Below are 22,824 nucleotides of genomic sequence, written 5' to 3'. Positions count from 1 at the left end.
CATCACCCAAACAGTGCCGGGAGGGTCGATTCGGACGTCTCACGCAGCTCGGCCATGGAGACCGAGAACTGACCCTGGACCTCGACGGAGTCGGAACCCTCGTCGACGACGCCGATACGGACCCACGGTAGACCCCGTGCGGAGCACATTCCGGTGAAGCGGGTCTCCTCGGTGCGGGGTACTGCGACCAGCACGCGGCCGGCCGACTCCGAGAACAGCGTCACGAACGGATCCGCGTCCTCCGGGAGCAGGATCCGGCAGCCGGTCTCGCCGGCCAGCGCTGCCTCGACGACGGCCTGCGCAAGGCCACCCTCGGACAGGTCGTGGGCGGCGGAGATGAGGCCGTCACGCGAGCCGGCCAGCAGGATGTCGGCCAGCAGCTGCTCACGCTCGAGGTCGACCTTCGGCGGCACGCCACCGAGGTGATCGTGCTCGACCTGGGCCCAGATGGACCCGTCGAACTCGTCCCGGGTCTCGCCCAGCAGGATCAGCGTCTCGCCCGGCTCGAGGCCCAGGCCGGTGGGGATGCGACGGTGCACGTCGTCGATCACACCGAGGACCGCGACGACCGGGGTCGGCAGGATCGCAGTGGATCCGGTCTGGTTGTAGAAGCTGACGTTGCCGCCGGTGACCGGGATGCCGAGCTTGGCGCAGCCGTCCGCGAGGCCACGCACGGCCTGCTGGAACTGCCACATGACGCCCGGATCCTCGGGGGAACCGAAGTTGAGGCAGTTGGAGACGGCCTTCGGGGTGGCACCGGTGACGGCGACGTTGCGGAACGCCTCGGCCAGCGCCAGCTGAGCACCGGCGTACGGGTCGAGCATGGTGTAGCGGCCCGACGCGTCGGTGGCCAGCGCGATGCCGCGTCCGGTCTCCTCGTCGATACGGACCACGCCGCCGTCGGCGTTCTCGGCGAGCACGGTGTTGCCGCGCACGTAGCGGTCGTACTGCTCGGTGATCCACTTGCGGCTGCACAGCGCAGGCGAGGCGATCATCTTCAGCAGCGTGGCCTTGAGCTCGTCCGCCGTCTCGGGACGCTTCAGACCCGCGGTGGTGTTCGCGATCAGCGCGTCCTGTGTGTCGGGACGGGCAACGGGGCGCTCGTAGACCGGGCCCTCGTGGGCGATGGTGCGCGCCGGCGCGTCGACGACGGTCTCGCCGTGCCAGTCGATGACGAGGTGCTCACCGTCGGTGACCTCGCCGATGACGGTGGCCAGGACGTCCCACTTCTTACAGACCTCCATGAACGCGTCGACGTTCTCGGGGGTGACGACCGCACACATGCGCTCCTGCGACTCGCTGGAGAGCACCTCGGCGGCGGTCATGCCGGTGGCACGCATCGGGACCAGGTCGAGGTCGATGTGCATGCCGCCGTCACCGGCCGCGGCCAGCTCCGATGTGGCGCAGGACAGCCCGGCGCCGCCGAGGTCCTGGATACCGACGACCAGCTTGGCCTTGTACAGGTCGAGGCAGCACTCGATGAGTACCTTCTCGGTGAACGGGTCGCCGACCTGCACGGCGGGGAGCTTCTTCGGGCGTCCGCCCGAGCTCTCGTCGAAGGTCTCCGAGGCGAGGACGGACACGCCGCCGATGCCGTCGAGGCCGGTGCGCGCACCGAACAGGATGATCTTGTTTCCGGCGCCGGACGCGAACGCCAGGTGCAGGTCCTCGACGCGCATCGCGCCGGCACACAGCGCGTTGACGAGCGGGTTGCCCTGGTAGGAGGCGTCGAAGACGGTCTCGCCGCCGACGTTGGGCAGGCCGAGGGAGTTACCGTAGCCGCCGACGCCGCGCACGACACCGTCGACGACGCGACGGGTGTCGGGGGCATCAGCCGCACCGAAACGCAGCTGGTCCATGACCGCGATCGGACGCGCGCCCATCGCCATGATGTCGCGGACGATGCCGCCGACGCCGGTGGCCGCGCCCTGGTAGGGCTCGATGTACGACGGGTGGTTGTGCGACTCGACCTTGAAGGTGACCGCCCAGCCGTCACCGATGTCGACGACACCGGCGTTCTCGCCGATGCCGGCGAGCATGGACGAGCGCATCTCGTCGGTGGTGGTCTCACCGAAGTACTTGAGGTGCACCTTGGAGGACTTGTAGGAGCAGTGCTCGCTCCACATCACCGAGTACATCGCGAGCTCGGCGTCGGTGGGACGGCGGCCGAGAATCTCCTTGATGCGGGCGTACTCGTCGTCCTTGAGGCCCAGCTCCTTGAACGGCTGGGCGACGTCGGGAGTCGCGGAAGCGTGCGTGACGGTATCTACCTGCGGAGACACGGGGCTTATGGTCCCTTCCCTCTGGGATCGAATCGGCAGGCCGGGCGGCGCGCTGCCAGGGCAAAGTCTAGCCGGGCGCACCGACGCGCTGCGCACGACCGGTCCGACACCGCCCACGCCCGCGTCACCAGTGAACCCTGCCGAGCACGCGGACGCCCCGGGACGCCGTACCGCCCATGCGGCAAGTGCGGCGCGACGTGTTCACCCTGCCTGAACACCGCGCCGGAGCCCATCGGCCCCGACACGAATTTTGGGGGTTGACTACGCCGCCTCATGCCTGCCACCCTCTGACTGAACCGCCTGAACGCTCGCTCGGTTCAGTTCATTGGGAGGAAGGAAAGCGCATGTCGACCGACATCGAACTGTCAGATCTCACGGATCTGCTGGCAGCATCGCCCAGCAACTGGGGCAAGTGGGGGGCCGACGACGAAGTCGGAAGCCTCAACTACCTGACCGCGCAGCAGGTCCTCGCCGGTGCGGCGTTGATCCGACGGGGGTCGGTCTTCACCCTCCAGCGGCTGATCGGCGACCCGAAGGGCGATCCGGTGTGGCCCGGCCGCGAGCCGGCCGAGCGCGAGATGATCTACGACGAATCGGATTGGGACGAAGGCGGTTCGGGCCCATGCTTCCCGGGCGGACTCCACTACGCCGACGACAAGATCGAGGCCTTCCTGCAGGGCTCGACGCAGTACGACGCCCTCGGCCACGTCTGGTACGACGGCAAGATCTGGAACGGCTACGACGCCCGCAGCACGGTCGGCGGCATGTCCAAGGCCAGCGTGGAACCGATCGCCCAGCGCGGAATCGTCGGCCGAGCGATCCTGCTCGACATGGCGCGACACTTCGACAAGGAGTACCTCGGGCAACGCGAGACGTTCGACCACAAGGACCTCGAGGCCTGCGCGGAACGACAGGGCATCGAGATCCGCAACCGCGACATCATCATCATCCGCACCAACCATCTCGAGATGTTCTTCCGCGACCGGGAGGCGTTCTACGCGGACTTCTGCGAGCCGGGCCTGGTCTACTCCCCCGAACTCGTCGAATGGTTCCGGGACAAGGAGATTCCCAACCTGGTCACCGACACCATCGCGAACGAGGTGACCACCGATCCCCACAACGGGATGGCGCTGGTCCTGCACAACGCCCTGATGCGCAACCTCGGCGTGGCCTTCACCGAGATCTGCGATCTCGAGAGTCTCGCCGCCGACTGCGCCGCGGACGGAACCTACGAGTTCTTCTATGTCGCGGCCCCGCTCAAGATTCATCAGGCCACCGGCGCCCCGGTCAACCCGGTGGTGATCAAGTGACCTACCGGGACCGCCCCTGGCTGCGCCTCTACCCGGAGGGACTCGGCCCCGAGATCACCCCCGAGTTCCACAACGGTCTCGAGATGTTCGGATCGGCGGTGCGGCGCGCGTCGGCCATGCCCGCCGTCAGGTACTTCGACGGATCGGCGACGTTCGGCGAACTCGATGCCGCCTCCGATGCACTCGCGAACCACCTGCAGCGCGGGGGCTTCGGCCGTGGCGATCGCCTGGCGCTCTTCGTTCAGAACAACCCGGCGTTCGTCATCGGACTGCTGGCGGCGTGGAAGTGCGGCGGTGCCGCCGTCGCCGTCAATCCGATGAACAAGCAGCGCGAGGTCACGTACCTGCTGCAGGATTCGGGCGCGCGTGCATTGCTCGTCCTCGACGACCTGTACGAGTCGGTGGCGGAACCCGTACTCGCGCAGGAGGAAACGGCGGTAGAACTGGTCGTGACGACGTCGGCGCTCGACGGACAGCGCCGCAACGACGGTCGCCTGTTCGGTGGAGCGACCCGGAGAAGCCTCGCCACCGATGACCTGTACGCCATCATCGGCAACCACGACGGACGGAAGCCCGACCCGGTGAGCATCGAGGGCGACGAACTCGCGATCCTCACCTACACCTCGGGTACGACCGGCAAGCCGAAGGGCGCCGTCAACACTCACGCGAACTTTGCGTTCAACGCCCAGACATACCGCGACTGGGCCCATCTGCGTGACGGCGATCCCGTGCTCGGGATCGCCCCGCTCTTCCACATCTCCGGACTCGTCGGGCACATCATGGTGGCGTTCCTGACCGCGTCACCGCTCGTCCTCTCGCACCGCTTCCAGCCGGAGGTCATGCTCGATTCGATCCGAGAGCACCGTCCGGCGTTCACCATCGGAGCGATCACCGCCCTGATCGCACTCGCCGGCGCGGACGGCGCGTGTCCCGACGACTTCTCGTCGCTGCGGGCGATCTACTCGGGCGGTGCACCTGTAGCACCGGCGGTCGCAGACCGCCTGGAATCGATGTACGGGACCTACATCCACAACATCTACGGGCTGACCGAGACCAGTTCGCCCACGCACGCGGTGCCCGCGGGGATGCGTGCACCCGTCGATCACGAATCCGGCGCCCTCTCGGTCGGCGTGCCCGTGTTCAACACCGTCGTACGGGTTCTCGACGAGAACGGCAACGAGGTTCCCGCCGGACAGATCGGGGAGTTCGCCGCGAGCGGCCCCCAGGTGGCCCCCGGTTACTGGAACAATCCGGAGGCGACCGCCGCGTCGATGCCGGGCGGTGAGTTGCGTACCGGGGATGTCGGATTCATGGATGCGGACGGATGGTTCTATCTGGTCGACCGCAAGAAGGACATGATCAACGCCTCCGGCTACAAGGTGTGGCCGCGCGAGGTCGAGGACGTGTTGTACGGGCACCCCGCCGTGCGGGAGGCAGCGGTCGTGGGCGTTCCCGACGAGTACCGCGGCGAGACCGTCAAGGCATTCGTGTCGTTGGCCTCGGGCGCGTCGGCGACCGAGGAGGAGTTGATCCAGTTCTGTCGCGAGCGCATGGCCGCATACAAGTATCCGCGCTCGATCGTGGTGGTCTCCGAGCTACCGAAGACCGCTACCGGGAAGATCCTGCGGCGAGCTTTCCGCGACAACGGAATTCCCGCGGCGGGAGCGCTGTGATGGGGCCCGAACTGAATGGGTCGGTCGCCGTTGTCACCGGCGCTGCCCACGGCCTCGGGTTCGCACTGGGGCGCGAGTTGCTGGGTCGCGGATGTCGCGTGGTCCTGGCCGACAGGGACGAAGACGGCCTGCAGGTGGCGGGCGAAACGCTGCGTCGGGTACACGGCGATCGGGTCGAGTGGATCGCCGGCGACGCCGCCGACTCGCACGACATCGAACGAACCCTGGCGCTCGCGGACTCGACATTCGGCCCGGTGGACCTGTACGTCGCGAATGCCGGTGTCTTCCAAGGCTTCGGCCTGGATGCCACGGAGCAGGAGTGGAGTACCTCGTGGGAGGTCAACGTACAGGCACACGTACGTGCCGCCCGCCTTCTCGTCCCGTCGTGGCTGCAGCGAGGCGGCGGTCGGTTCGTGTCCATCGCCTCGGCGGCGGGCCTGCTGACGCAGTTGGGTTCGCCGACGTACTCGGTGACCAAGCACGCCGTCGTGGGTTTCGCCGAGTGGCTCGCCGTGACGTACGGCGACCTGGGCGTATCGGTGACCTGCGTGTGCCCGATGGGCATCGCGACCGCGATGATCGGTGACGCCTCCGAATCATCGGACCGGCAGATGCGATCGGCCGCCGCCACGATCACCCGTGCGGGGGAAGTGATGACACCGGAAGAGGTTGCCCGCCAAGCGGTCGACGGTGTCGCTCACAACCAGTTCCTCGTTCTTCCCCACGCCGAGGTGGCCGACTTCCGAGCCCGGAAAGCCGCCGACATCGAGCGCTGGATCTCCGGCATGCAGCGACATCGGCGCGTCACCGACTCCGAAGTCGACTGATCGACGCTAGGAGTACGCCGGTCGCATGCCGAGCATCGCGCGCGCATGACCGGCGTACTCCTGCGCGATCTGCTCCGGGGAGAGGGGCCCGGTCGGGTCGAACCACTGGGGCAGCGCAGCACACATCGTCGTGACGGCCCGCGCGGTCGTGTGCGGCCGGGGACGTATGACCGCACCCGCTGCGGCCGCCCGATCGAGTTCGGCGTCCATCAGGTCCTGCATCCCGCGGCGCTCCGCAGCGATGCGGCCAGCTGCCGGTTCTTCCAAGCTTCGTGTCTCGTTGGTGCCCACCACCGCAATGTCGCTGCGCACCACGTAATAGAGCGCGAGTGCCTCCACCATGTTCGAGTAGCGCTCGACCGGATCCGCTCCGCCCTCGTCCCTGGCTCGGATCAAGCGGACCCGCACCTCCTCGATGATCAGCTCGAAGATGGCGACCAACAGGCTCTGCTTACTGCGGTAGTGGTGATAGACGCCGGCCACACTGATGCCGGCGCCGTCGGCGATTATCCGCATGGTCGCGGCGTGGTAGCCGGTCTCCGTGAAGACATCTATTGCCGAACGCAACACCGGATCAACCGACAACGGCGCGAACTCACGCCACGCGCTCGCGTCGGTTGCGGCCGGATCCGGGACCGACGGCGACGGATCAGCGACCGGCCCGCTGAGCAACCGTTTGATCGGAATCTGGAGTTCGTCGGCGATCTCCTGAAGGCGCATCAGCGTGGGCGAGACCTTGTCGTTCTCGATCGCGCTCATCGTTCCGACGCTGACGCCGATCCGTGCCGCCAACTCGCGAAGGGTCACGCCCACGAGGTTTCGCTCGCGGCGCACATTCGGGCCCACAGCGACAGCAGCTCGTTCAGCCATGCTGAACATCGTAGCGATCGGATCACCGCGTCCGATGATGTCTCCGTGTCGTAGGGTTTAGTGCGTCTCGCAGAGCGTCCTCCGGGGCGGCAAGCAGTGCGGGATCGAGAGAGGTGAGAAGGTGACATCCCCGAACAGGCCGTGGCTCGCCAGTTTCCCCGCCGAGCATCCCGATTCGATCACTCCCGACTTCGACAACGCGTTGGCGATGTTCGACGCCGCGGTGCAACGGGCGCCGGCGGACGTCGCCATCCACTACTTCGACGGCACGCTCACCTACAGTGAACTGTCCGCGGCGGCGGATGCTCTGGCCTGTCACCTCCAAGAGCGGGGATTCGGCCGTGGAGACCGCCTGGCGGTGTGCACGCAGAACAACCCGGCGTTCCTGATCGGTGTCGTCGCGGCGTGGCGAGCGGGCGGCACATCCGTGTCGCTCAGCCCGATGTGCAAGGAACGGGAGTTCGCCCATTTCGTGAACGACTGCCGTCCCAAGGCAATTCTGATCCTCGAGGACGTGTTCGAGACCGTTGCTCAGGCAGCGCTTCGTGAATGCCCCATCGACAACATCGTCACCGTGTCGGCACTCGACGGCCAGAGTCGCAACGATGCCCGCCTGTTCGCCGCGAGCCTCCGGATCGCGACGGGCGCCACGGACCTGTACGAACTGGTTGCCGCCCACGACCGCGCGCACCGTCCGACGATCACCGACAGCCCGGCGCCGGGAGAGTTGGCGATGATCATGTACACCTCCGGAACCACCGGTTTTCCGAAGGGGGCCATGCTGTCGCATCGCAACCTCGTCTTCAGCGCGCAGGTGTACCGGGACTGGGCGCAACTGGGTCCGGGCGACCGTGTGCTCGGGCTCTCGCCGCTGTTCCACGTCTCGGGCTTGGTCGGACACGTGATGGTGGGATTTCTCCTGGGATCACCGCTCGTGCTGACTCACCGCTTCCACCCGGAGGTGATGCTCGATTCCGTTCGAGAGCATCGACCGACGTTCGCGATGGCGGCGATCACCGCCTACATCGCGCTGGCCGATGCCGGGGCGGACGCCACCGACCTCGACTCGTTGTCCGCGCTCTATTCGGGCGGTGCACCGGTCTCCCCCACCGTTCTGAGCCGACTCGAAACCGTATTCGGCAAGTACATCCACAACATGTACGGCCAGACCGAGACGAGTTCCCCATCGCACGCCGTACCGTTCGGCCGGCGAGCACCGGTGGACGCCGAGACCGGGGTGCTCTCGGTCGGAATTCCGGTGTACAACACGGATGTACGCGTGGTGGACGACTCCGGCCAGGACGTTCCGGTAGGCGACGTGGGCGAGCTGGTGACCACGGGGCCACAGGTGGCCCACGGATACTGGCCGAACCCCGACGACGGCGAAACTGTCCCCGGCACAACCACGTTTCCGACCGGCGATGTCGGGTTCATGGACCGGGGCGGATGGTTCTACGTCCTGGACCGCAAGAACGACGTCATCAACGCATCGGGCTACAAGATCTGGCCGCGCGAGGTCGAAGAGGTTCTGCTGAACCATCCCGACGTGAAAGAAGCTGCGGTGGTTGGCATTCCGGACGACTACCGAGGCGAGTCAGTGAAGGCTTTCGTCGTCGTCCGCGACGGCTCGGAACTCCGCGAGCTGGATCTCATCGAGTACGGCCGTCGTTCGATGGCCGCATTCAAGTATCCGCGTGAAGTCCAGTTCGTGGCCGCTCTGCCGAGAACCGTCACCGGAAAGCTGATTCGCAGTCGACTGTGAGCCGTCGAGGCGCGTCCGAGGCAGCGCACACGAACGCGAGGACCTCCGGTCGACCGTCGTGTCCGGGACACGACACGCTCGAACCGGAGGTCCTCGTCGTCACGCGCCGAGCGCGCCCGTCACGGGCGCGCTGGGTCAGCTCAGGTTGCCGAGCACATTGCCCAGGATTCCGCCGACCACGTTGGTGATCGAACCCTGCGGATCGGTGATGGATCCGAAGACCTGGCCCGATCCGGTGTTCACCGAACCGAAGCCCAGATCCTCGAGGCTGCCCGAGCCGGCCTCGATGGGGTTCGGCGGACGAACGGTGACGCACACGCCCATCGGGTTGATGTTCCAGTCACCAGCAGCGAGCACGATGTTGGTGCCGGCGCCGCTGTCGAGCTTGGAGCCGACCGTGGCGTTGTCCGGGACCTTGTAGGTGGTTTCCAAGGCGATCACGCCGCCACCCGCGGTGGTCCACCCGCCACCCTTGGCGATGACGGCGTTGTTGCCGACGACGGCGGTACCGGTGACGTCCTCCCACTGCTGATCCCCGATCAGCCATTTGACGTTCAGGCGAGCCTTCACCAGCTGGAAACCTGCCGGGTGGAAGTCACGGATCTGGTTGACGAGCGCTCCCGAACCGGACACCTTGGTGAGGTACGTGACGGTGTGTCCCGGTGCGACCGTGCCGTCGCCGACAACCTCCTTGCTCACGGTGTACGGCGTCCAGAGGGAGCCGGCCCAACTGTCGGTGACCGACTGGTTGAGCGCGCATGCGGGCGCGGCCTGGGCCACCGAGGCTCCGAGCCCGACGGTGACTCCGGTGGCGACGAGGGTGACAGCGGCGGTGGCGGCCGCAAGGCGGCGCAGCGAAGGACGAGACATGCAGATCTCCGATCGAAGGGGGTAACGGCTGCGTGTCGGACCTCCCCGCAGAGCCGACATGCGGTGCGCCGAGCGGTTCAGCTCGGCACAGTCGCGCATCCTTCTTACTGAACCGCTGTCCAGTTCGCAGCAGAACGCGAGAACTCGCTCTTACTGCACAGGCGTGAGGAACGCCGCGAGTGCGTCCGCGTACATGCCGACGTCGCGGGCACCCATCAGTTCTCGCGCCGAGTGCATCGCCAACTGCGGGGCGCCGACGTCGACCGTGGACAGCCCGGTCCGGGACGCGGTGATCGGTCCGATCGTCGAGCCGCAGGGCAGGTCGGCGCGATGCACGTACCGCTGCAACGGGACTCCCGCGCGGTCGCACGCGAGCGCGAACTCCGCGGACCCGCTCGCGTCGGTGGCGTAGCGCAGATTCTGGTTGACCTTGAGGACCGGGCCGCCGTTGATCTCGATGCGGTGCGCGGGCTCGTGCCGGTCCGGGTAGTTCGGGTGCGTCGCGTGGGCCATGTCGCCCGACGCGCACACCGAGCCGGACATCGCCCGCAGGAAGTCCTCCCGACCACCACCCCGGAGCAGGACGATCCGCTCGAGGACCGAGTTGAGCAGATCGGAGAAGGCGCCGCGGTCGGACATGCTGCCGACCTCCTCGTGGTCGAACAGCGCGAGCACCGGGGTGCTCTCGCCCGGCTCGGCGACCGCGGCGAGCAGCGCCTGCGTTCCGGCGTAGCAGGTGCCCTGGTTGTCGAGGCGCGGCGCGCTGATCAGGGACTCGTCCTCGCCGACCACCGTGCTGGGCGCCAGGTCGTGGGTCATCAGCTCCCAACCGAGCACCGACTCGGCCGCCACTCCCGCCTCACCGGCGAGGAAACCGACGAACGATCGTAGTTCGGTCCCGGTCCCCCACACCGCGTTGACGTGCCGCTGCGGGTCCAGCTGCACGCCCTTGCGCTCCTCGGACAGGTGGATCGCCAGCTGCGGCACCCGAAGGATCGGTCGATCGACACGGACCAGCATCTCCTCGACCGCGTCCCCGGAGCGGACGCTGAGCCGGCCGGAGATGCCGAGATCGCGGTCGAGCCACGAGTTGAGCCACGCGCCGCCGTACGGCTCGAGGCCCACCATCTGCCAGCCGGCCGACACCAGGTCCGGGTGCTGCTTCACCCGTAGGTTCGGGCTGTCGGTGTGCCCGCCGACGATCCGGAACGGCCACGAGGGAACTGACGCGCCGCCGGCTGTCCCGTCCTCGGTGCTCCATGCGATCAACGACCCGCCGCGGATCAGGTAGTAGCGCCCGGGCGCGGACGGCCACGCCTCGGTTTCCCGCAGCTCGGTGAAACCGTTGTCGGTCAGCTCGGCCGCGACCGTCGCGCACACGTGGAACGGGGACGGCGACGCGTCGACGAAGGCACACAATCCCTGGGCGTCAGCCTGCGTAATCGATGGCATACCGACAATCATGCAGTACCCGGATCAGTGTGCTCCCGAGACACAGAACTGGTTGCCCTGCGGGTCCGCGAACACCACCCACCGGAAGCCGTCCATGTTCTCCCGGTGCACCTCGGTGGCGCCCGCCGCGACTACCCGCTCGACCTCCGCGTCCAGATCGGGAGAGGTCATGTCCATGTGGAGCCGGTTCTTGCCCGGGGTCGGGTCGTCGACCTTCTGGAATCCCAGCTTCTGTCCCCAGCCGGGAACCCCGACCATGTAGAACCAGCCGTCGTTCTCCGCCTCGATCGTGCCGCCCGTCAGGTCCGCCCACCAGCGCGCGAGCGGCCCGGGATCCGTCGAATCGAACGTGATCATGCCCAGTGTCAGCGTCATGCCCGGACGTTAGCGCGTGGGACCGACATTCGGCCGTCGGAAGCAGACGCTAGATTGGCCACGCCCCCAAGATCGACTGCAGTCGCACGTGCGGCCGCGCCGCACGAACCGGAGTCCGATGAACGACGTGTCCCTCCCCCAGTCCCAGCCGGTGGCCACCCCGCTGTCCCCTGCCGCGATCTTCCTCGTCGCCACCGTGGCACCCGGCGGGGAGGCAACGGTCCGGGACCTACTCACCGATGTCACCGGGATGGGTCGTGCCGTGGGCCTGCGGGTTCCCGGCTCCAACCTCGAACTGGTGGTCGCGATCGGATCCGCTGCGTGGAACCGGCTGTTCACCGGGCCGCGGCCGGCGCAGTTGCACGAGTTCGTCGAACTGCGCGGCGACAAGCACGTCGCGCCCGCTACCCCCGGCGACCTGCTGTTCCACATCCGGGCCCAGACGCCGGACGCATGTTTCGAGCTCGCCCACCAGATCGTCAAGCGTCTCGACGGCGCGGCCACGGTGGTGGACGAGGTGCACGGATTCCAGTACTTCGAGAACCGCGACCTCATCGGGTTCGTGGACGGCACCGAGAATCCCAGCGGACAGCAGGCGGTCGCGGCAGTCACCGTCGGCGCGGAGGACGCGGGGTTCGCCGGCGGCTCGTACGTGCACATCCAGCGATACGTGCACACGATGGCCGACTGGGAGGCGCTGCCGGTCGACGAGCAGGAGCGGGTGATCGGTCGCAGCAAGCCCGACGACGTCGAGATGACCGACGACGTCAAGCCCGCCAACTCGCACGTCGCCCTCAATGCGATCAAGGACGACGACGGCAACGCGCTCGAGATCCTGCGCGCCAACATGCCGTACGGCCGGGTCGGCGACGAGATGGGCACGTTCTTCATCGGCTACTGCCGAACGCCCGCGATCACCGAGCGGATGCTCGAGAACATGTTCCTCGGCAGCCCGCGCGGCAATTACGATCGGCTGCTGGACTTCTCGGTGGCGGTCACCGGTTCGCTGTTCTTCGCACCCAGCGAGGACTTCCTCGACGCGCTGCCGCCGACCCCGGCCCTCTGACCCGGCCGTCTGACCCGGCCGTCTTACCCGGCTCAGCTGCCCGGCAACGCGCAGACGGTATCCAGTCCCAGCACGTGGTTGAGCCGGCCGAACGCGATCCAGGAGCCCAGACACATCGACAGCTCGACGATCTCGGCCTGGCTGTACCGAGCACTCATCCGCGCCCAGAACTCGTCGTCGAGGTTGTGGTGATCGAGCGCGTACCGCTCGGCGTACTCGGCGGCGAGCCGGACACGGTCGTCGAAGGCGTCGGTGGTGCGCCAGTTCTCGACGGCCTCGAAGAAGTCGTCCTCCACCTTCTGCCCGTCGCGCTCGGTGCGCCAGTCCATGCAGACGATGCAGCCGTTGATCTGCGCGATCCGCAGTCGGGCAGCCTCGAACTCCCGCAGGTCGAGCGTCGAGTTCGCGTACACGGACAGCGAGAATTTCGAGGCCGGGATCCCGATTCCGGGGACCATCTCGCCCCACACGTAGCCGACCGGGTCCTTGCCCTCTGGAATGTCGATGTTCATGGCGCCCAGTGTGCTCCGCCGAAGCCGTCGTGTGGTGCAGATTCTCACCACTCGGCAATCGAGTCCGGACTGCGTCGGGATTCGGGCGGGCGCCGCCGGAACGAGGACCAACGGCCCTACGGCCGATCGGGTGACGGCACTTTCCATGCTCGCGTTCTGCGCGATCCTGCGGGCCGTCGTGCACTACATGCGGTCCCACCCGCGGGCGTCGATGTGGGTGTGGGGCCTGTCGATCCTGACGTTCCCGCTGTGGATCTGGGGCGGGTCAGCGGCGCGGCAGCATCGACGGAGACGGACGGAGCGGAACCTCGAGGGCGTCGTACAGGCCGGGCTCGGCCGCGACGAGCCAGTCGATCGCGTTGACCAGGCGCCCGACGGCGGTGGCGTTGCCACCGGCCGCGCGGCTGCCGCCCTCGTCCGTGGCCTCGACGGTGACCTCGATCCGCGGCCGCCCCTCGACGATCACACGGTGCGCGCCGGCGCCGCCGTCGGGTGGCGTCGGCCAGTCCGGGGCGCACGACGGGTGGATCCGGGTGACGTGCTCGACGATGATCCGCGGGATGCCGGCGACGATGCCCTGCACCTCGAACCGCAGAGCGCCCTGGGTGCCCGCGGAGAAGTCCCCCATCGACGTGGTCGTGACGTCCGTTTCGAGGGCGCGCCGTTCGACGGTCTCGCCCACCTTGTCGAGTTCGAGCCCGAGCGCCCGCGCCATCAGCCGGATCTGGCCGCCCCACACCATCGTCGGGACGGTCGGCGCGATCATCGGCGGCTCGTAGTCCATCGGCTGGCCCATCCCGACGAGGTAGCGCACCGAGTCGGGCTGGTCGTAGTCCGCGTAGTCGAAGATCTCCTGGCAGCGGATCACATCCACGGTGGAACCGAGCCCGCTGATCAGCAGCGGCAGCACGTCGTTGCCCCAGCCCGGGTCCACCCCGGAGACGAACAGCGACCCGCCGCCGAGCCGGATCGCCTCGAGCACGGGGTCACGGAGCTCGGGCGGCGCGCTGCGGTGGTCGTAGAGCGCGTACAGCGACGGCGTCACCACCACCGCACCGGTGCGCAGCGCGCGGACGATGTCGGCGAGTGCGTCGTCGGGCCGGACCTCGCCGGATGCCGCGTAGACGACCGCGCCGGGGCGAGTCGCGAGCACGTCGTCGATGTCGGCGGTCGCGGCGACACCGAGCTGCTCGCCGACGTCGCCCAACTCGCCGGCGTCGCGTCCCACCTTGTCGGGGTTGTGCACGACGACCGCGGACAGTTCCAGATGCGGGTTGGCGTGCACCGCGCGGATCGCCGCGCGGCCGACGTTGCCGGTGCCCCATACGACAGTGGTGATCATGCGCGGGACGCTAGCGAACCAGGTCGACTCGCGTACCCACTTCCGCACAGACGAAGGGACCCTTCGTCCGCTCGCAGCGGCCGAAGGGTCCCTTCAGGTCTCGATAAGTCGGCGGCTCAGGCCGTCAGCACGCTCTCGAGCGCGGAGTAGAACATGCCCAGGCCGTCGTCGCTCGGGCCGGTCAGCGACTCGGTGGCGTGCTCGGGGTGCGGCATGAGGCCGACGACGCGACCGTTGGCCGATGCGATGCCGGCGATGCCGCGCTGCGAACCGTTCGGGTTGTCGCCGGCGTAGCGGAACACGACGCGGCCCTCGCTCTCGAGCTCGTCGAGCACCTGCTCGGACGCCTGGTAGCGGCCCTCACCGGACTTGAGCGGCACGAGGATCTCGGCGCCGACCTCGTAGCGGGACGACCACGCCGTCGAGTTGGACTCGACCTTGAGCCACTGGTCGCGGCAGATGAAGTGCAGGCCCGCGTTCCGGGTCAGTGCGCCCGGCAGGAGACCCGCCTCGCACAGCACCTGGAAGCCGTTGCAGATGCCGAGGACCGGCATGCCGCCGTCCGCAGCCTTGACGACCTCGCCCATGACGGGCGCGAAGCGCGCGATGGCACCGCAGCGCAGGTAGTCGCCGTAGGAGAAGCCACCAGGAACGATGACCGCGTCGACACCCTTGAGGTCGGCGTCGCCGTGCCACAGGCTGACGGCCTCGCCACCGGCGAGGCGGACTGCGCGGGCGGCGTCGACGTCGTCGAGCGTGCCCGGGAAGGTGATGACTCCGATGCGCGCGCTCACTGGACTCGCGTGACCTTCCAGTCCTCGATCACCGTGTTCGCCAGCAGCGACTCGGCGATCTTGGCGAGCTCGTCGTCGCTGACGGTGTCGTCGACCTCGAGCTCGAAACGCTTACCCTGGCGAACATCCGACACACCGGCATGACCGAGTCGGGACAGGGCCCCGACAATGGCCTGCCCCTGCGGGTCGAGAATTTCGGCCTTGGGCATGACATCGACAACGACACGGGCCACGTGCTGCTCCTCGCTATGGCTGGTTTGCGCCCGGGATCGCACCGGGCATCCAGGAGTTTACCGGGCTGCCCCGTGCGACTCCGCATCGAGTGAACGTCGGACGCCACCCCGCTGCCCGGTGTGATCCCGCATACTCGTCTCATGCGACTGACGCACTTCGGCCATTCCTGTGTCCTGGTGGAGCTCGACGGCGCGAAGATCCTGTTCGATCCGGGCAACTTCTCGCATGGATTCGAAGGGATCACGGGCCTCGACGCCATCCTGATCACCCATCAGCATCCCGATCACGCCGACCCGGCGCGGCTGCCCGCGCTGGTCGACGCGAATCCCGGCGCCGGGCTGTACGCCGACCCGCAGACGACGGCGCTGCTGGGCGAGGCGTGGACCGCGGTGTATCCCGGCGACGTGTTCAACGTCGGCGAGGTGCAGGTCACCGGCACCGGTGGCACCCACGCGGTGATCCACCCGGAGATCCCGTTGATCGACAACACCGCGTACCTGCTCGGCGACGCCGAGAACCCGGCCAAGCTGATGCACCCGGGCGACTCGCTGTTCGTCCCCGAGCAGAAGGTCGACGTTCTCGCGGTGCCGGCGGCGGCGCCGTGGCTCAAGATCTCCGAGTCCGTCGACTACCTGCGCGCGGTGCACCCGCGGGTCGCGGTCCCGATCCATCAGGGTGTGATCGCGAAGGAGGCCCGCGGCATCTACTACGGGCGGCTCACCGAAATGGGCCCGGGCGGAACCGAATTCCGCGTCCTGCCCGAGGAGTCGAGCGTCGAGGTGTCCTGAGGCGTCGGTCGCCATGGTGTGAAGCCCCGGGTGAATCTCGAACCGGTATCTCCGATCGGGACACCCGGGGCTTGTCCGTCGGTACTGTGCTGCACGAATGCCGCGCTCAGGGGGACGTTCGGCATCTCGGTGGACTACCGGCCGTGGGCACTTTCGTGATGCACGGCGAATTCGGCTCTCAGGGGAGGAAATTCGCATGGGGACTTCGACGCTCGGATGCGCCCGCGTCCTGGCCGCCGCGGCGGTCGTGTCCGCTTCACTGCTTGCGGTACCGGCGACGGCGTCCGCCGGTGGCGACACCTCGGTCAAGACCGCAGCCGCATCGGACGTCTCGGCTCCCTACCTGGTGAGCACCACGAAGAACTCCGACCGCAAGGTCACCATCTCGGTGTACTCGGCTGCGATGGATCGCAACATCCCACTCGAGGTCATCCTCCCCGCCGACACCAGTCAGCCGCGCCCGACGCTCTACCTCGTCAACGGCACCGGCGGCGGTGAGGACCGGGCCACCTGGCAGCGGCAGACCGATGTCATGAACTTCTTCGAGGACAAGAACGTCAACGTCGTCACCCCACTCGAGGGTGCGTTCAGCTACTACACCGACTGGGTGAAGGACGATCCGAAACTCGGTCGCCAGAAGTGGCAGACCTTCATGCTCGAGGAACTGCCGCCGGTCATCGACGAGGCCTTCGACACCAACCGGGTGCAGTCGATCGCCGCGATCTCGATGACCGCGACCTCGGTGCTCAACTACGCGATCGCCAAGCCCGGCTTCTACAAGAGCGTCGGCTCGTACAGCGGCTGCGCCGAGACCAGCACTTGGGCGGGCCAGAACGCCATCAAGGTGGTCACCGGCGTGCGCGGCGGCGTCGACATCACCAACATGTGGGGCCCCCTCGACGGGCAGGGGTGGATCGACAACGATCCCGTCGTCAACGCCGAAGGTCTGCGCGGAACCGAGCTCTACATCACCACCGGCTCCGGACTGCCCGGCCACCACGAGACGTTGGACGGGCCCGGCATCGACGGCCGGCCGATCGCACTGGCCAACCAGATGATCGTCGGTGGTGTGATCGAGGCGGCCACCAACTACTGCACCCACAACCTCGCGAATCGTCTCGCGCAGTTGAACATCCCGGCCACGTTCGATTTCAAGCCGGGCGGCACCCACTCGTGGGGGTACTGGCAGGACGACCTCCACAACAACTGGCCGATGATCGCCCGGTCGATGGGGATCTGACGCCTCACGCCACCTCGCGCACGCCCTCGCGCAGCGGCCAGCGGTACACGTCCGGCCGGGCGCCGTGGTGCAACGACAGGTCGACGGCGTCCAGCACGGCCTGCCGGGGCCCGACCTTGCCCAACTGCTTCGCGGAGACCGCCAGCCGGACGAGGCGTCCCCGCCGGGCGCCGCGGGACGCGCCGAGCACCATGGCGCGGCACCGCCACGGCTCGGCGCGGAAGCCGTCGCCGAGACCGATCACGTGGCTGCGCACGCTGGTCCCGTTCGCGAGGTCTCGGACCGCGCTCATCCCGGCGAGCAGCCGGAAACCGTTGGTCGGCAGGACCGCGACGGCACCGGGCGAGGCCACCCAGCGCGGCGCCGCGAACAACCGCGTCCGCAGCCCCACCTCCTCGAGCACCCGATCCGCGGCCAGCAACCGCAGCCGTGCCTCGTGCTCGGGCAGCAGCGCGAATTCGGCCCGCCGGCGTTTGGTGGCGGCCTGGTCGTAGCCGTGCAGGACGATCGCGTCACCACGGTCGCGCCGGCCGCGAAGCCATTCCTGCGTGAGCGAGTCCGAGACCAGTCGGTACTTGTCCTTGAGCCGCGGCGCGACCAGCAGCGACAGCGGCACGGATCTGCGGTCCAGTTCCGCCGCGAACTCGGCGACGACGTCGAGCGTCTCGTCCCTGATCCCCGACACCGACACGATCACCTGTCCGGTCATGCATCGAGGGTGGCAGCTGCAGGTGAACGCCGGACGGCGCCCACGCACACATTCGGTGGTCGAATGTGCGTGTGGGCGCCGTCGGGTGTCCTGAGGGGGACAGACCTAGCGGGGCAGCACGGCCTCGATCGCCGCGATCACCTCGGGGGCGTCGGGCTCGGTGCGCGGACGGAACCGGTTGGCGACGGTGCCGTCGGGGGCGATCAGGAACTTCTCGAAGTTCCACTGGATGTCGCCGGCCTCGCCGTCGGCGTCCGCGGCCTGGGTGAGCTCGGCGTACAGCGGGTGCCGGTTGTCGCCGTTGACCTCGATCTTCTCCGTCAGCGGGAAGGTGACGCCGTAGGTGGTGGAGCAGAAGCTCGCGATCTCCTCCGGCGTGCCCGGCTCCTGGCCCATGAACTGGTTGCACGGCACGCCGATCACGGTGAGGCCGCGCTCCGCGTACCCCGAGGCCAGCTTCTCGAGGGCCGTGTACTGCGGGGTCAGGCCGCACTTGGAGGCCACGTTCACCAGGAGGACCGCGCGGCCGCCGTACTCACCGAGGCTGGTCGGCACACCACCGAGGGTGTTGATCGTGATGTTCTGCAGGGGGCTCGTCATGTGCACCAACCTAGCGAAGGCCTCGGACTCGTGCTTCGGCCACGCGCGGGCACCCTGCGTCGGAAATGCCATCCGTCCCACGAACATCAGGCGCTCGCCAACTCTCGCTTGTCGGGAGCGGGTATCGGCGTGGAATGCACCTGCCCCTCCACCGGAGCCGACTGCGGCTCGTCGGGCCCATCGTCGTCGACCATGCTGTCCTCGTCGAACGGCAGCTCACCCGCCAGGACGGCCCGGACCCGATCGGTGTCGACGGACTTGGTCCACGTGCCGACCAGCAGCGTCGCGACGGCGTTGCCGGAGAAGTTGGTGACCGCGCGGGCCTCGGACATGAACCGGTCGATGCCGACGATCAGGCCGACGCCGTCGAGCAGTTCGGGGCGGTGGCTCTGCAGGCCGCCGGCGAGGGTCGCCAGTCCCGCACCGCTCACTCCGGCGGCGCCCTTCGATGCGATGATCATGAAAACCAGCAGCGAGAGCTGCTCGGTCAGCGACAGCGGCTTCCCCATCGCGTCGGCGATGAAGATCGACGCCATCGTCAGATAGATCGCGGTCCCGTCGAGGTTGAACGAGTAGCCGGTGGGCACGACGACACCGACGGTGGTGCGCTCGACGCCGATGTGTTCCATCTTCGCGATGAGCCGCGGCAGGGCCGATTCCGACGACGAGGTCGCGAAGATCAGCAGGTACTCCCGCGCCAGGTAGCGCACGAGCTTGAAGATCGAGACCCCGGCGACGGCGCGCAGGATGCTGCCGAGCACGCCGAAGACGAAGATCAGGCACGTCAGGTAGAAGCCGAGCATGAGCGCGCCGAGTTGGACGACGGCGCCGAGTCCGGTCTGCCCCACGACGTTCGCGATCGCACCGAACGCACCGATCGGCGCGAGCCACAGGATCATGGACAGGATCTTGAACACGAGCTTCTGCACGTGGCCGACGCCGCGCAGGATCGGCGCGCCCTGCTTGCCCATCGCCTGCACGCCGAACCCGACGAGCAGCGCGACGAACAAGGTCTGCAGGACGCTGCCCTCGGTGAGCGACGACAGCAACGACGTCGGGATGACCGACGCGACGAAGTCCATCGTGCCGCCGGACGCATGAGCCTTCTCGGCGAGGGCCGCACCGGTGTTCGCGGTGGCGGTGATGTCGAGGCCGCTGCCGGGGCTGAGCAGGTTGCCGACCACCAAGCCGATCCCGAGGGCGACGGTGGACATACCGATGAAGTACGCGAGCGCGAGACCGCCGACCTTGCCGACACTCGCGGCCGCACGCACCGACCCGATGCCAAGGACGATGGTGCAGAAGATGACGGGGCTGATCATCATCTTGATCAGGCTCACGAACATCGTGCCGAGCACGCCGAGAGACTTGCCCGCCTCGGGTGCCAGCCAGCCGACGAGGATGCCGGCGATAACCGCGACGACGACACCGGCGTACAGCCAGTGGGTGCGGTCACGTGACTTCTTGTCCCGGGCGGGTTGCGCTGCGCCGGGTCTCCCTGTTGCACTCGTGCTCATCGGGTGTCCTCTTGATCGGGTGGATTCTCGACGAGTCGATACAGGTGATCGGGGTCACGTCGACTCGTCAGAGAATGTTGGTACCGATCCGAGCACCGGTGAAGGTTGTGTTCATTAGTTTCACGAGAGGACCGAGGTGCGCCGGGGCGTGACCCGCAAGCCCATGAGCGTCGCGACGCGACTGCTGATCTTGCAGCTCGTCGTGTTGACGCTGGTCATTGCCGCGCTCTCGGTGCTCATCGCACTCGACGAGCGACGTGATTCCGACGACGCCAGCCGTCGGGAGGTGACCGGTATCGCAGAGACCTACGCGTTGTCGGCGTCGACGATCGCGGCGCTGCGCAGTCCGGATCCCACCGCACTGCTGCAGCCCGAGGCCGAACGCATCCGGGCGGCGACGGACACCGACTTCATCGTGGTGATGGCACCGGACGGCACCCGGTACACCCACCCCGATCCGACACTGATCGGGCAACGTTTCGGGGGTCACATCGATCGCGCACTGGCCGGGGAGACGTTCACCGAGACTTATACGGGGTCGCTCGGCCCGTCGATTCGCGCGGTGACCCCGGTCCGCGACGGCGACGAGATCGTCGGTCTTGTCTCCGTGGGTGTCACCCGCGAGCGGATCGGCCAGCAGTTCGCGAACAGCCTGCCGTCGCTGCTGAGGATCTCCGCGATCGCCGTCGGGATCGCCGCGATCGGCGCGACCCTGGTCAGCAACCGGATCCGACGACAGACCCTGGGCCTGGACCCCGACCAGTTGCGCCGGATGTACGAGCATCACGACGCGGTGCTCCGCTCGATCGGCGAGGGGCTGATCGTGTTCGGACGGGACCGCGACGGGAGGGTTCGCGTGGACGTCGTCAACGACGAGGCCCGCCGGCTGCTGTGGCTGCCGGACGGTCCGATCACCGTCGACCAACTGCCCGAGACCCTCCGCCGCATCGGACCGGACGCCGACGAGGAACACGACGAGGTGCACGTGACCGCCGACCGCATCCTGGTGGTGGGACGGGCACCCGTGCTGTGGGACGGCAGACGCATCGGCACGGTCGTGACCCTGCGCGACCACACCGACCTGCAGAACGCGCTGGGTGAGCTGGACTCGACACGCAGCGTCGCCGAGTCCCTTCGCGCCCAGGCCCACGAGTACGCGAACCGGCTGCACACGATCGTGACGATGGTGGAGCTGGGCCACCACGACGAGGCGGTCGCGTTCACCACGGCCGAGTTGGCGACGTCGCAGCAGCTGATCGACCGGCTCATCGCGGCGGTGCACGAACCGGCGCTGGCGGCGCTGCTGCTGGGGAAAGTCACCGAGGCCGCGCAGCAGGGTGTGGAACTGACGGTCACCGAGGACACAGCCATGGGTCCGCTGACCATGCTGACGCCGCTGGAGATGGTGACCGTGGTGGGGAACCTGATCGACAACGCGATCGACGCGGCCCGCTCGACCGAGACCGACGAGACCGCCCCGTGGGTGGAAGTGACCGTCGCGGAGGAGGATTCGAACCTGGTGATCCGCGTCGCCGACAGCGGGCCGGGGATGGATCCGGACGCGCTGACACGAGCCATGACCCGCGGATACTCGACCAAGCAGGTCGACGGCCGCCCGGCGATGCAACGCGGACTGGGCCTGGCGCTGGTGGCGCAGGTGGTGGCCCGGCACGGCGGCCGTCTGCGCACCGAGCCGTCGCTGGCCGGAATGCTCGTCGTCGAGATTCCCCTGCACACGCCGGGTCGACGGGACGGCACCCGATGATCCGCGTCCTGATCGTGGAGGACGAGCCGTTGATCGCGGAGGCGCACCGCTCGTATGTCGAACGGGTCGAGGGCTTCTCGGTCCACTCCGTCGCCCATACCGCGAACGCGGCGATGCGGGCGGTCGCGGGTGCCGCGGCCGGCGACGACCCGATCGATCTCGTCCTGCTCGACATCGGACTGCCCGACGCCAACGGACTCGATCTGGCGGACGCGCTGAGCGGGCTGCGGCCCCGCCCCGACATCATCGCCGTCACCTCGGCCCGCGACCTCGCGGTGGTCCGGACGGCGGTCACCCGCGGCGTGCTGCTGTACCTGCTCAAGCCGTTCACGTTCGCCGCGCTGCGCGACAAGCTCGAGCACTACCGCGAGTTCCGGGCCACGATGTCGCGGGGCGGTACCGCCGCCAGCCAGCGCGACATCGACCGCGCGATGGCGGTGCTGCGCAGCGCCGACGAGCGCGCAACTGCACCGAAAGGTGTTGCACCGCAGACTGCGGACCTCATCGGCGCGTGCGTCCGCGACGCCGGCCGCCCGTTGACCGCGGCGGAGGTCGCCGCGGCTGTGGGGGTGTCCCGGGTGACCGCGTGGCGTTACCTCGAACGGCTCGCCGACGACGGTGCGGTGGGCCGGGAGACCGAGTACGGCAAGGCTGGACGACCCCAGGTGCGCTACGCCTGGGTCGCCACCACCGGCTGAGCGTGCTCGTCGAAGCGCCGCAGCTGCCGCAGCACCGTGAAGAGCAGCGTGGCCCGACCACCGGACGGAGCCGGTCCAGCCGCTGGTGAGCGAGCCCCGTACCGCACCCACCGCAGGGGCTGCGTACAGCAGACCCGT

The 22,824-nt window shown here is 68.2% G+C and carries 21 protein-coding genes; 9 read left to right on the top strand and 12 right to left on the bottom strand.

All coding sequences use genetic code 11. The features are described from left to right. Window positions 1-2: 2 nt before the first annotated feature. A complete protein-coding gene (purL, locus tag HUN07_RS05170; RefSeq protein WP_114720729.1) occupies window positions 3-2,282 on the bottom strand; it encodes a phosphoribosylformylglycinamidine synthase subunit PurL in 2,280 nt (759 codons plus the stop codon). 344 nt (window positions 2,283-2,626) lie between these two features. Between purL and HUN07_RS05165 the strand changes: the two genes are divergently transcribed. From HUN07_RS05165 to HUN07_RS05155, 3 genes are read left to right on the top strand one after another with little or no spacing between them, the layout of a single operon-like run. Beyond that, window positions 2,627-3,592, top strand: coding sequence for a cyclase family protein (locus HUN07_RS05165; RefSeq protein WP_174908318.1), 966 nt, complete (start codon window positions 2,627-2,629; stop codon window positions 3,590-3,592). Further along, complete coding sequence (locus HUN07_RS05160) at window positions 3,589-5,265, top strand: class I adenylate-forming enzyme family protein (RefSeq protein ID WP_254622805.1); 1,677 nt, start codon at window positions 3,589-3,591, stop codon at window positions 5,263-5,265. The genes HUN07_RS05165 and HUN07_RS05160 overlap by 4 nt, the downstream gene beginning before the upstream one ends. Then, entirely contained in the window at window positions 5,265-6,092 is an 828-nt protein-coding gene (locus tag HUN07_RS05155) for an SDR family NAD(P)-dependent oxidoreductase (protein ID WP_174908316.1), read from the top strand. The genes HUN07_RS05160 and HUN07_RS05155 overlap by 1 nt, the downstream gene beginning before the upstream one ends. Window positions 6,093-6,098: 6 nt before the next feature. Here HUN07_RS05155 and HUN07_RS05150 read toward each other — a convergent pair whose 3' ends face one another. Next, window positions 6,099-6,962, bottom strand: coding sequence for a TetR family transcriptional regulator (locus HUN07_RS05150; RefSeq protein WP_174908314.1), 864 nt, complete (start codon window positions 6,960-6,962; stop codon window positions 6,099-6,101). A 121-nt stretch (window positions 6,963-7,083) separates the two neighbouring features. On the opposite strand from HUN07_RS05150, the gene HUN07_RS05145 reads away from it, so the two are divergent. After that, complete coding sequence (locus tag HUN07_RS05145; protein WP_254622804.1) at window positions 7,084-8,724, top strand: class I adenylate-forming enzyme family protein; 1,641 nt, start codon at window positions 7,084-7,086, stop codon at window positions 8,722-8,724. 135 nt (window positions 8,725-8,859) lie between these two features. Here HUN07_RS05145 and HUN07_RS05140 read toward each other — a convergent pair whose 3' ends face one another. The 3 genes from HUN07_RS05140 to HUN07_RS05130 all read right to left on the bottom strand — a co-directional run bounded on the left by HUN07_RS05140 (window position 8,860) and on the right by HUN07_RS05130 (window position 11,421). After that, a complete protein-coding gene (locus HUN07_RS05140; protein WP_174908313.1) occupies window positions 8,860-9,594 on the bottom strand; it encodes a hypothetical protein in 735 nt (244 codons plus the stop codon). Between the two features lie 150 nt (window positions 9,595-9,744). Continuing rightward, window positions 9,745-11,046, bottom strand: a complete 1,302-nt coding sequence (locus HUN07_RS05135) for a M18 family aminopeptidase (RefSeq protein ID WP_174908311.1) — start codon at window positions 11,044-11,046, stop codon at window positions 9,745-9,747. Window positions 11,047-11,070: 24 nt separating this feature from the next. Then, window positions 11,071-11,421 carry a VOC family protein gene (locus HUN07_RS05130; RefSeq protein WP_114720712.1) on the bottom strand — a complete coding sequence of 117 codons (351 nt, stop codon included), beginning with the start codon at window positions 11,419-11,421 and terminating at the stop codon, window positions 11,071-11,073. A gap of 118 nt (window positions 11,422-11,539) precedes the next feature. Between HUN07_RS05130 and HUN07_RS05125 the strand changes: the two genes are divergently transcribed. After that, window positions 11,540-12,487, top strand: coding sequence for a Dyp-type peroxidase (locus tag HUN07_RS05125; protein ID WP_429517605.1), 948 nt, complete (start codon window positions 11,540-11,542; stop codon window positions 12,485-12,487). Between the two features lie 32 nt (window positions 12,488-12,519). On the opposite strand, the gene HUN07_RS05120 is transcribed toward HUN07_RS05125, so the two are convergent. From HUN07_RS05120 to purS, 4 genes are all read right to left on the bottom strand, one after another. Then, entirely contained in the window at window positions 12,520-12,999 is a 480-nt protein-coding gene (locus tag HUN07_RS05120) for a carboxymuconolactone decarboxylase family protein (protein ID WP_114720709.1), read from the bottom strand. Between the two features lie 265 nt (window positions 13,000-13,264). Continuing rightward, a complete protein-coding gene (locus tag HUN07_RS05115) occupies window positions 13,265-14,341 on the bottom strand; it encodes an NAD(P)H-dependent amine dehydrogenase family protein (protein WP_114720706.1) in 1,077 nt (358 codons plus the stop codon). 116 nt (window positions 14,342-14,457) lie between these two features. Beyond that, on the bottom strand, window positions 14,458-15,135 hold the full coding sequence (gene purQ / locus HUN07_RS05110) for a phosphoribosylformylglycinamidine synthase subunit PurQ (protein WP_174908309.1): 678 nt from the start codon (window positions 15,133-15,135) through the stop codon (window positions 14,458-14,460). Beyond that, complete coding sequence (purS, locus tag HUN07_RS05105) at window positions 15,132-15,368, bottom strand: phosphoribosylformylglycinamidine synthase subunit PurS (protein WP_114720701.1); 237 nt, start codon at window positions 15,366-15,368, stop codon at window positions 15,132-15,134. The genes purQ and purS overlap by 4 nt, the downstream gene beginning before the upstream one ends. A 141-nt stretch (window positions 15,369-15,509) precedes the next feature. Between purS and HUN07_RS05100 the strand changes: the two genes are divergently transcribed. Together HUN07_RS05100 and HUN07_RS05095 are read left to right on the top strand one after the other, a co-directional pair. Next, window positions 15,510-16,157 (top strand): MBL fold metallo-hydrolase, encoded by a 648-nt coding sequence (locus HUN07_RS05100; protein ID WP_114720698.1) that lies wholly within the window; start codon window positions 15,510-15,512, stop codon window positions 16,155-16,157. 196 nt (window positions 16,158-16,353) lie between these two features. Continuing rightward, a complete protein-coding gene (locus tag HUN07_RS05095) occupies window positions 16,354-17,397 on the top strand; it encodes an alpha/beta hydrolase (protein ID WP_174908307.1) in 1,044 nt (347 codons plus the stop codon). Between the two features lie 4 nt (window positions 17,398-17,401). Here HUN07_RS05095 and HUN07_RS05090 read toward each other — a convergent pair whose 3' ends face one another. The 3 genes from HUN07_RS05090 to HUN07_RS05080 form a co-directional block, all read right to left on the bottom strand. After that, on the bottom strand, window positions 17,402-18,106 hold the full coding sequence (locus tag HUN07_RS05090) for a DUF2334 domain-containing protein (RefSeq protein ID WP_114720693.1): 705 nt from the start codon (window positions 18,104-18,106) through the stop codon (window positions 17,402-17,404). A gap of 105 nt (window positions 18,107-18,211) precedes the next feature. Continuing rightward, window positions 18,212-18,706, bottom strand: coding sequence for a glutathione peroxidase (locus tag HUN07_RS05085; protein WP_174908305.1), 495 nt, complete (start codon window positions 18,704-18,706; stop codon window positions 18,212-18,214). Window positions 18,707-18,792: 86 nt separating this feature from the next. Then, window positions 18,793-20,223 carry a cation:dicarboxylate symporter family transporter gene (locus HUN07_RS05080; protein ID WP_254622803.1) on the bottom strand — a complete coding sequence of 477 codons (1,431 nt, stop codon included), beginning with the start codon at window positions 20,221-20,223 and terminating at the stop codon, window positions 18,793-18,795. Window positions 20,224-20,386: 163 nt separating this feature from the next. Here HUN07_RS05080 and HUN07_RS05075 point away from each other — a divergent pair, with 163 nt between their 5' ends. Both HUN07_RS05075 and HUN07_RS05070 read left to right on the top strand, forming a co-directional pair. Further along, complete coding sequence (locus HUN07_RS05075; protein WP_174914448.1) at window positions 20,387-21,988, top strand: sensor histidine kinase; 1,602 nt, start codon at window positions 20,387-20,389, stop codon at window positions 21,986-21,988. Continuing rightward, a complete protein-coding gene (locus HUN07_RS05070; RefSeq protein WP_114720688.1) occupies window positions 21,985-22,686 on the top strand; it encodes a response regulator in 702 nt (233 codons plus the stop codon). Before HUN07_RS05075 ends, HUN07_RS05070 begins: the two co-directional genes overlap by 4 nt. Window positions 22,687-22,824: the final 138 nt, after the last annotated feature.

The sequence above is a fragment of the Rhodococcus sp. W8901 genome, assembly GCF_013348805.1.
GTDB lineage: Bacteria > Actinomycetota > Actinomycetes > Mycobacteriales > Mycobacteriaceae > Prescottella.
Note: the sequence above shows the minus strand (reverse complement) of the source record. Positions and strands in the feature narration are given on the sequence as shown.

Excerpts from the sequence above, each read along its gene's own strand:
- HUN07_RS05165 (WP_174908318.1), top strand. The coding sequence starts at position 2,627 with ATGTCGACCGACATCGAACTGTCAGATCTCACGGATCTGCTGGCAGCA.
- HUN07_RS05155 (WP_174908316.1), top strand. The coding sequence starts at position 5,265 with ATGGGGCCCGAACTGAATGGGTCGGTCGCCGTTGTCACCGGCGCTGCC.
- HUN07_RS05150 (WP_174908314.1), bottom strand. The coding sequence starts at position 6,962 with ATGGCTGAACGAGCTGCTGTCGCTGTGGGCCCGAATGTGCGCCGCGAG.
- HUN07_RS05140 (WP_174908313.1), bottom strand. The coding sequence starts at position 9,594 with ATGTCTCGTCCTTCGCTGCGCCGCCTTGCGGCCGCCACCGCCGCTGTC.
- HUN07_RS05135 (WP_174908311.1), bottom strand. The coding sequence starts at position 11,046 with ATGCCATCGATTACGCAGGCTGACGCCCAGGGATTGTGTGCCTTCGTC.
- HUN07_RS05130 (WP_114720712.1), bottom strand. The coding sequence starts at position 11,421 with ATGACGCTGACACTGGGCATGATCACGTTCGATTCGACGGATCCCGGG.
- HUN07_RS05125 (WP_429517605.1), top strand. The coding sequence starts at position 11,540 with ATGAACGACGTGTCCCTCCCCCAGTCCCAGCCGGTGGCCACCCCGCTG.
- HUN07_RS05120 (WP_114720709.1), bottom strand. The coding sequence starts at position 12,999 with ATGAACATCGACATTCCAGAGGGCAAGGACCCGGTCGGCTACGTGTGG.
- HUN07_RS05115 (WP_114720706.1), bottom strand. The coding sequence starts at position 14,341 with ATGATCACCACTGTCGTATGGGGCACCGGCAACGTCGGCCGCGCGGCG.
- HUN07_RS05100 (WP_114720698.1), top strand. The coding sequence starts at position 15,510 with ATGCGACTGACGCACTTCGGCCATTCCTGTGTCCTGGTGGAGCTCGAC.
- HUN07_RS05095 (WP_174908307.1), top strand. The coding sequence starts at position 16,354 with ATGGGGACTTCGACGCTCGGATGCGCCCGCGTCCTGGCCGCCGCGGCG.
- HUN07_RS05090 (WP_114720693.1), bottom strand. The coding sequence starts at position 18,106 with ATGACCGGACAGGTGATCGTGTCGGTGTCGGGGATCAGGGACGAGACG.
- HUN07_RS05085 (WP_174908305.1), bottom strand. The coding sequence starts at position 18,706 with ATGACGAGCCCCCTGCAGAACATCACGATCAACACCCTCGGTGGTGTG.
- HUN07_RS05080 (WP_254622803.1), bottom strand. The coding sequence starts at position 20,223 with ATGAGCACGAGTGCAACAGGGAGACCCGGCGCAGCGCAACCCGCCCGG.
- HUN07_RS05075 (WP_174914448.1), top strand. The coding sequence starts at position 20,387 with ATGAGCGTCGCGACGCGACTGCTGATCTTGCAGCTCGTCGTGTTGACG.
- HUN07_RS05070 (WP_114720688.1), top strand. The coding sequence starts at position 21,985 with ATGATCCGCGTCCTGATCGTGGAGGACGAGCCGTTGATCGCGGAGGCG.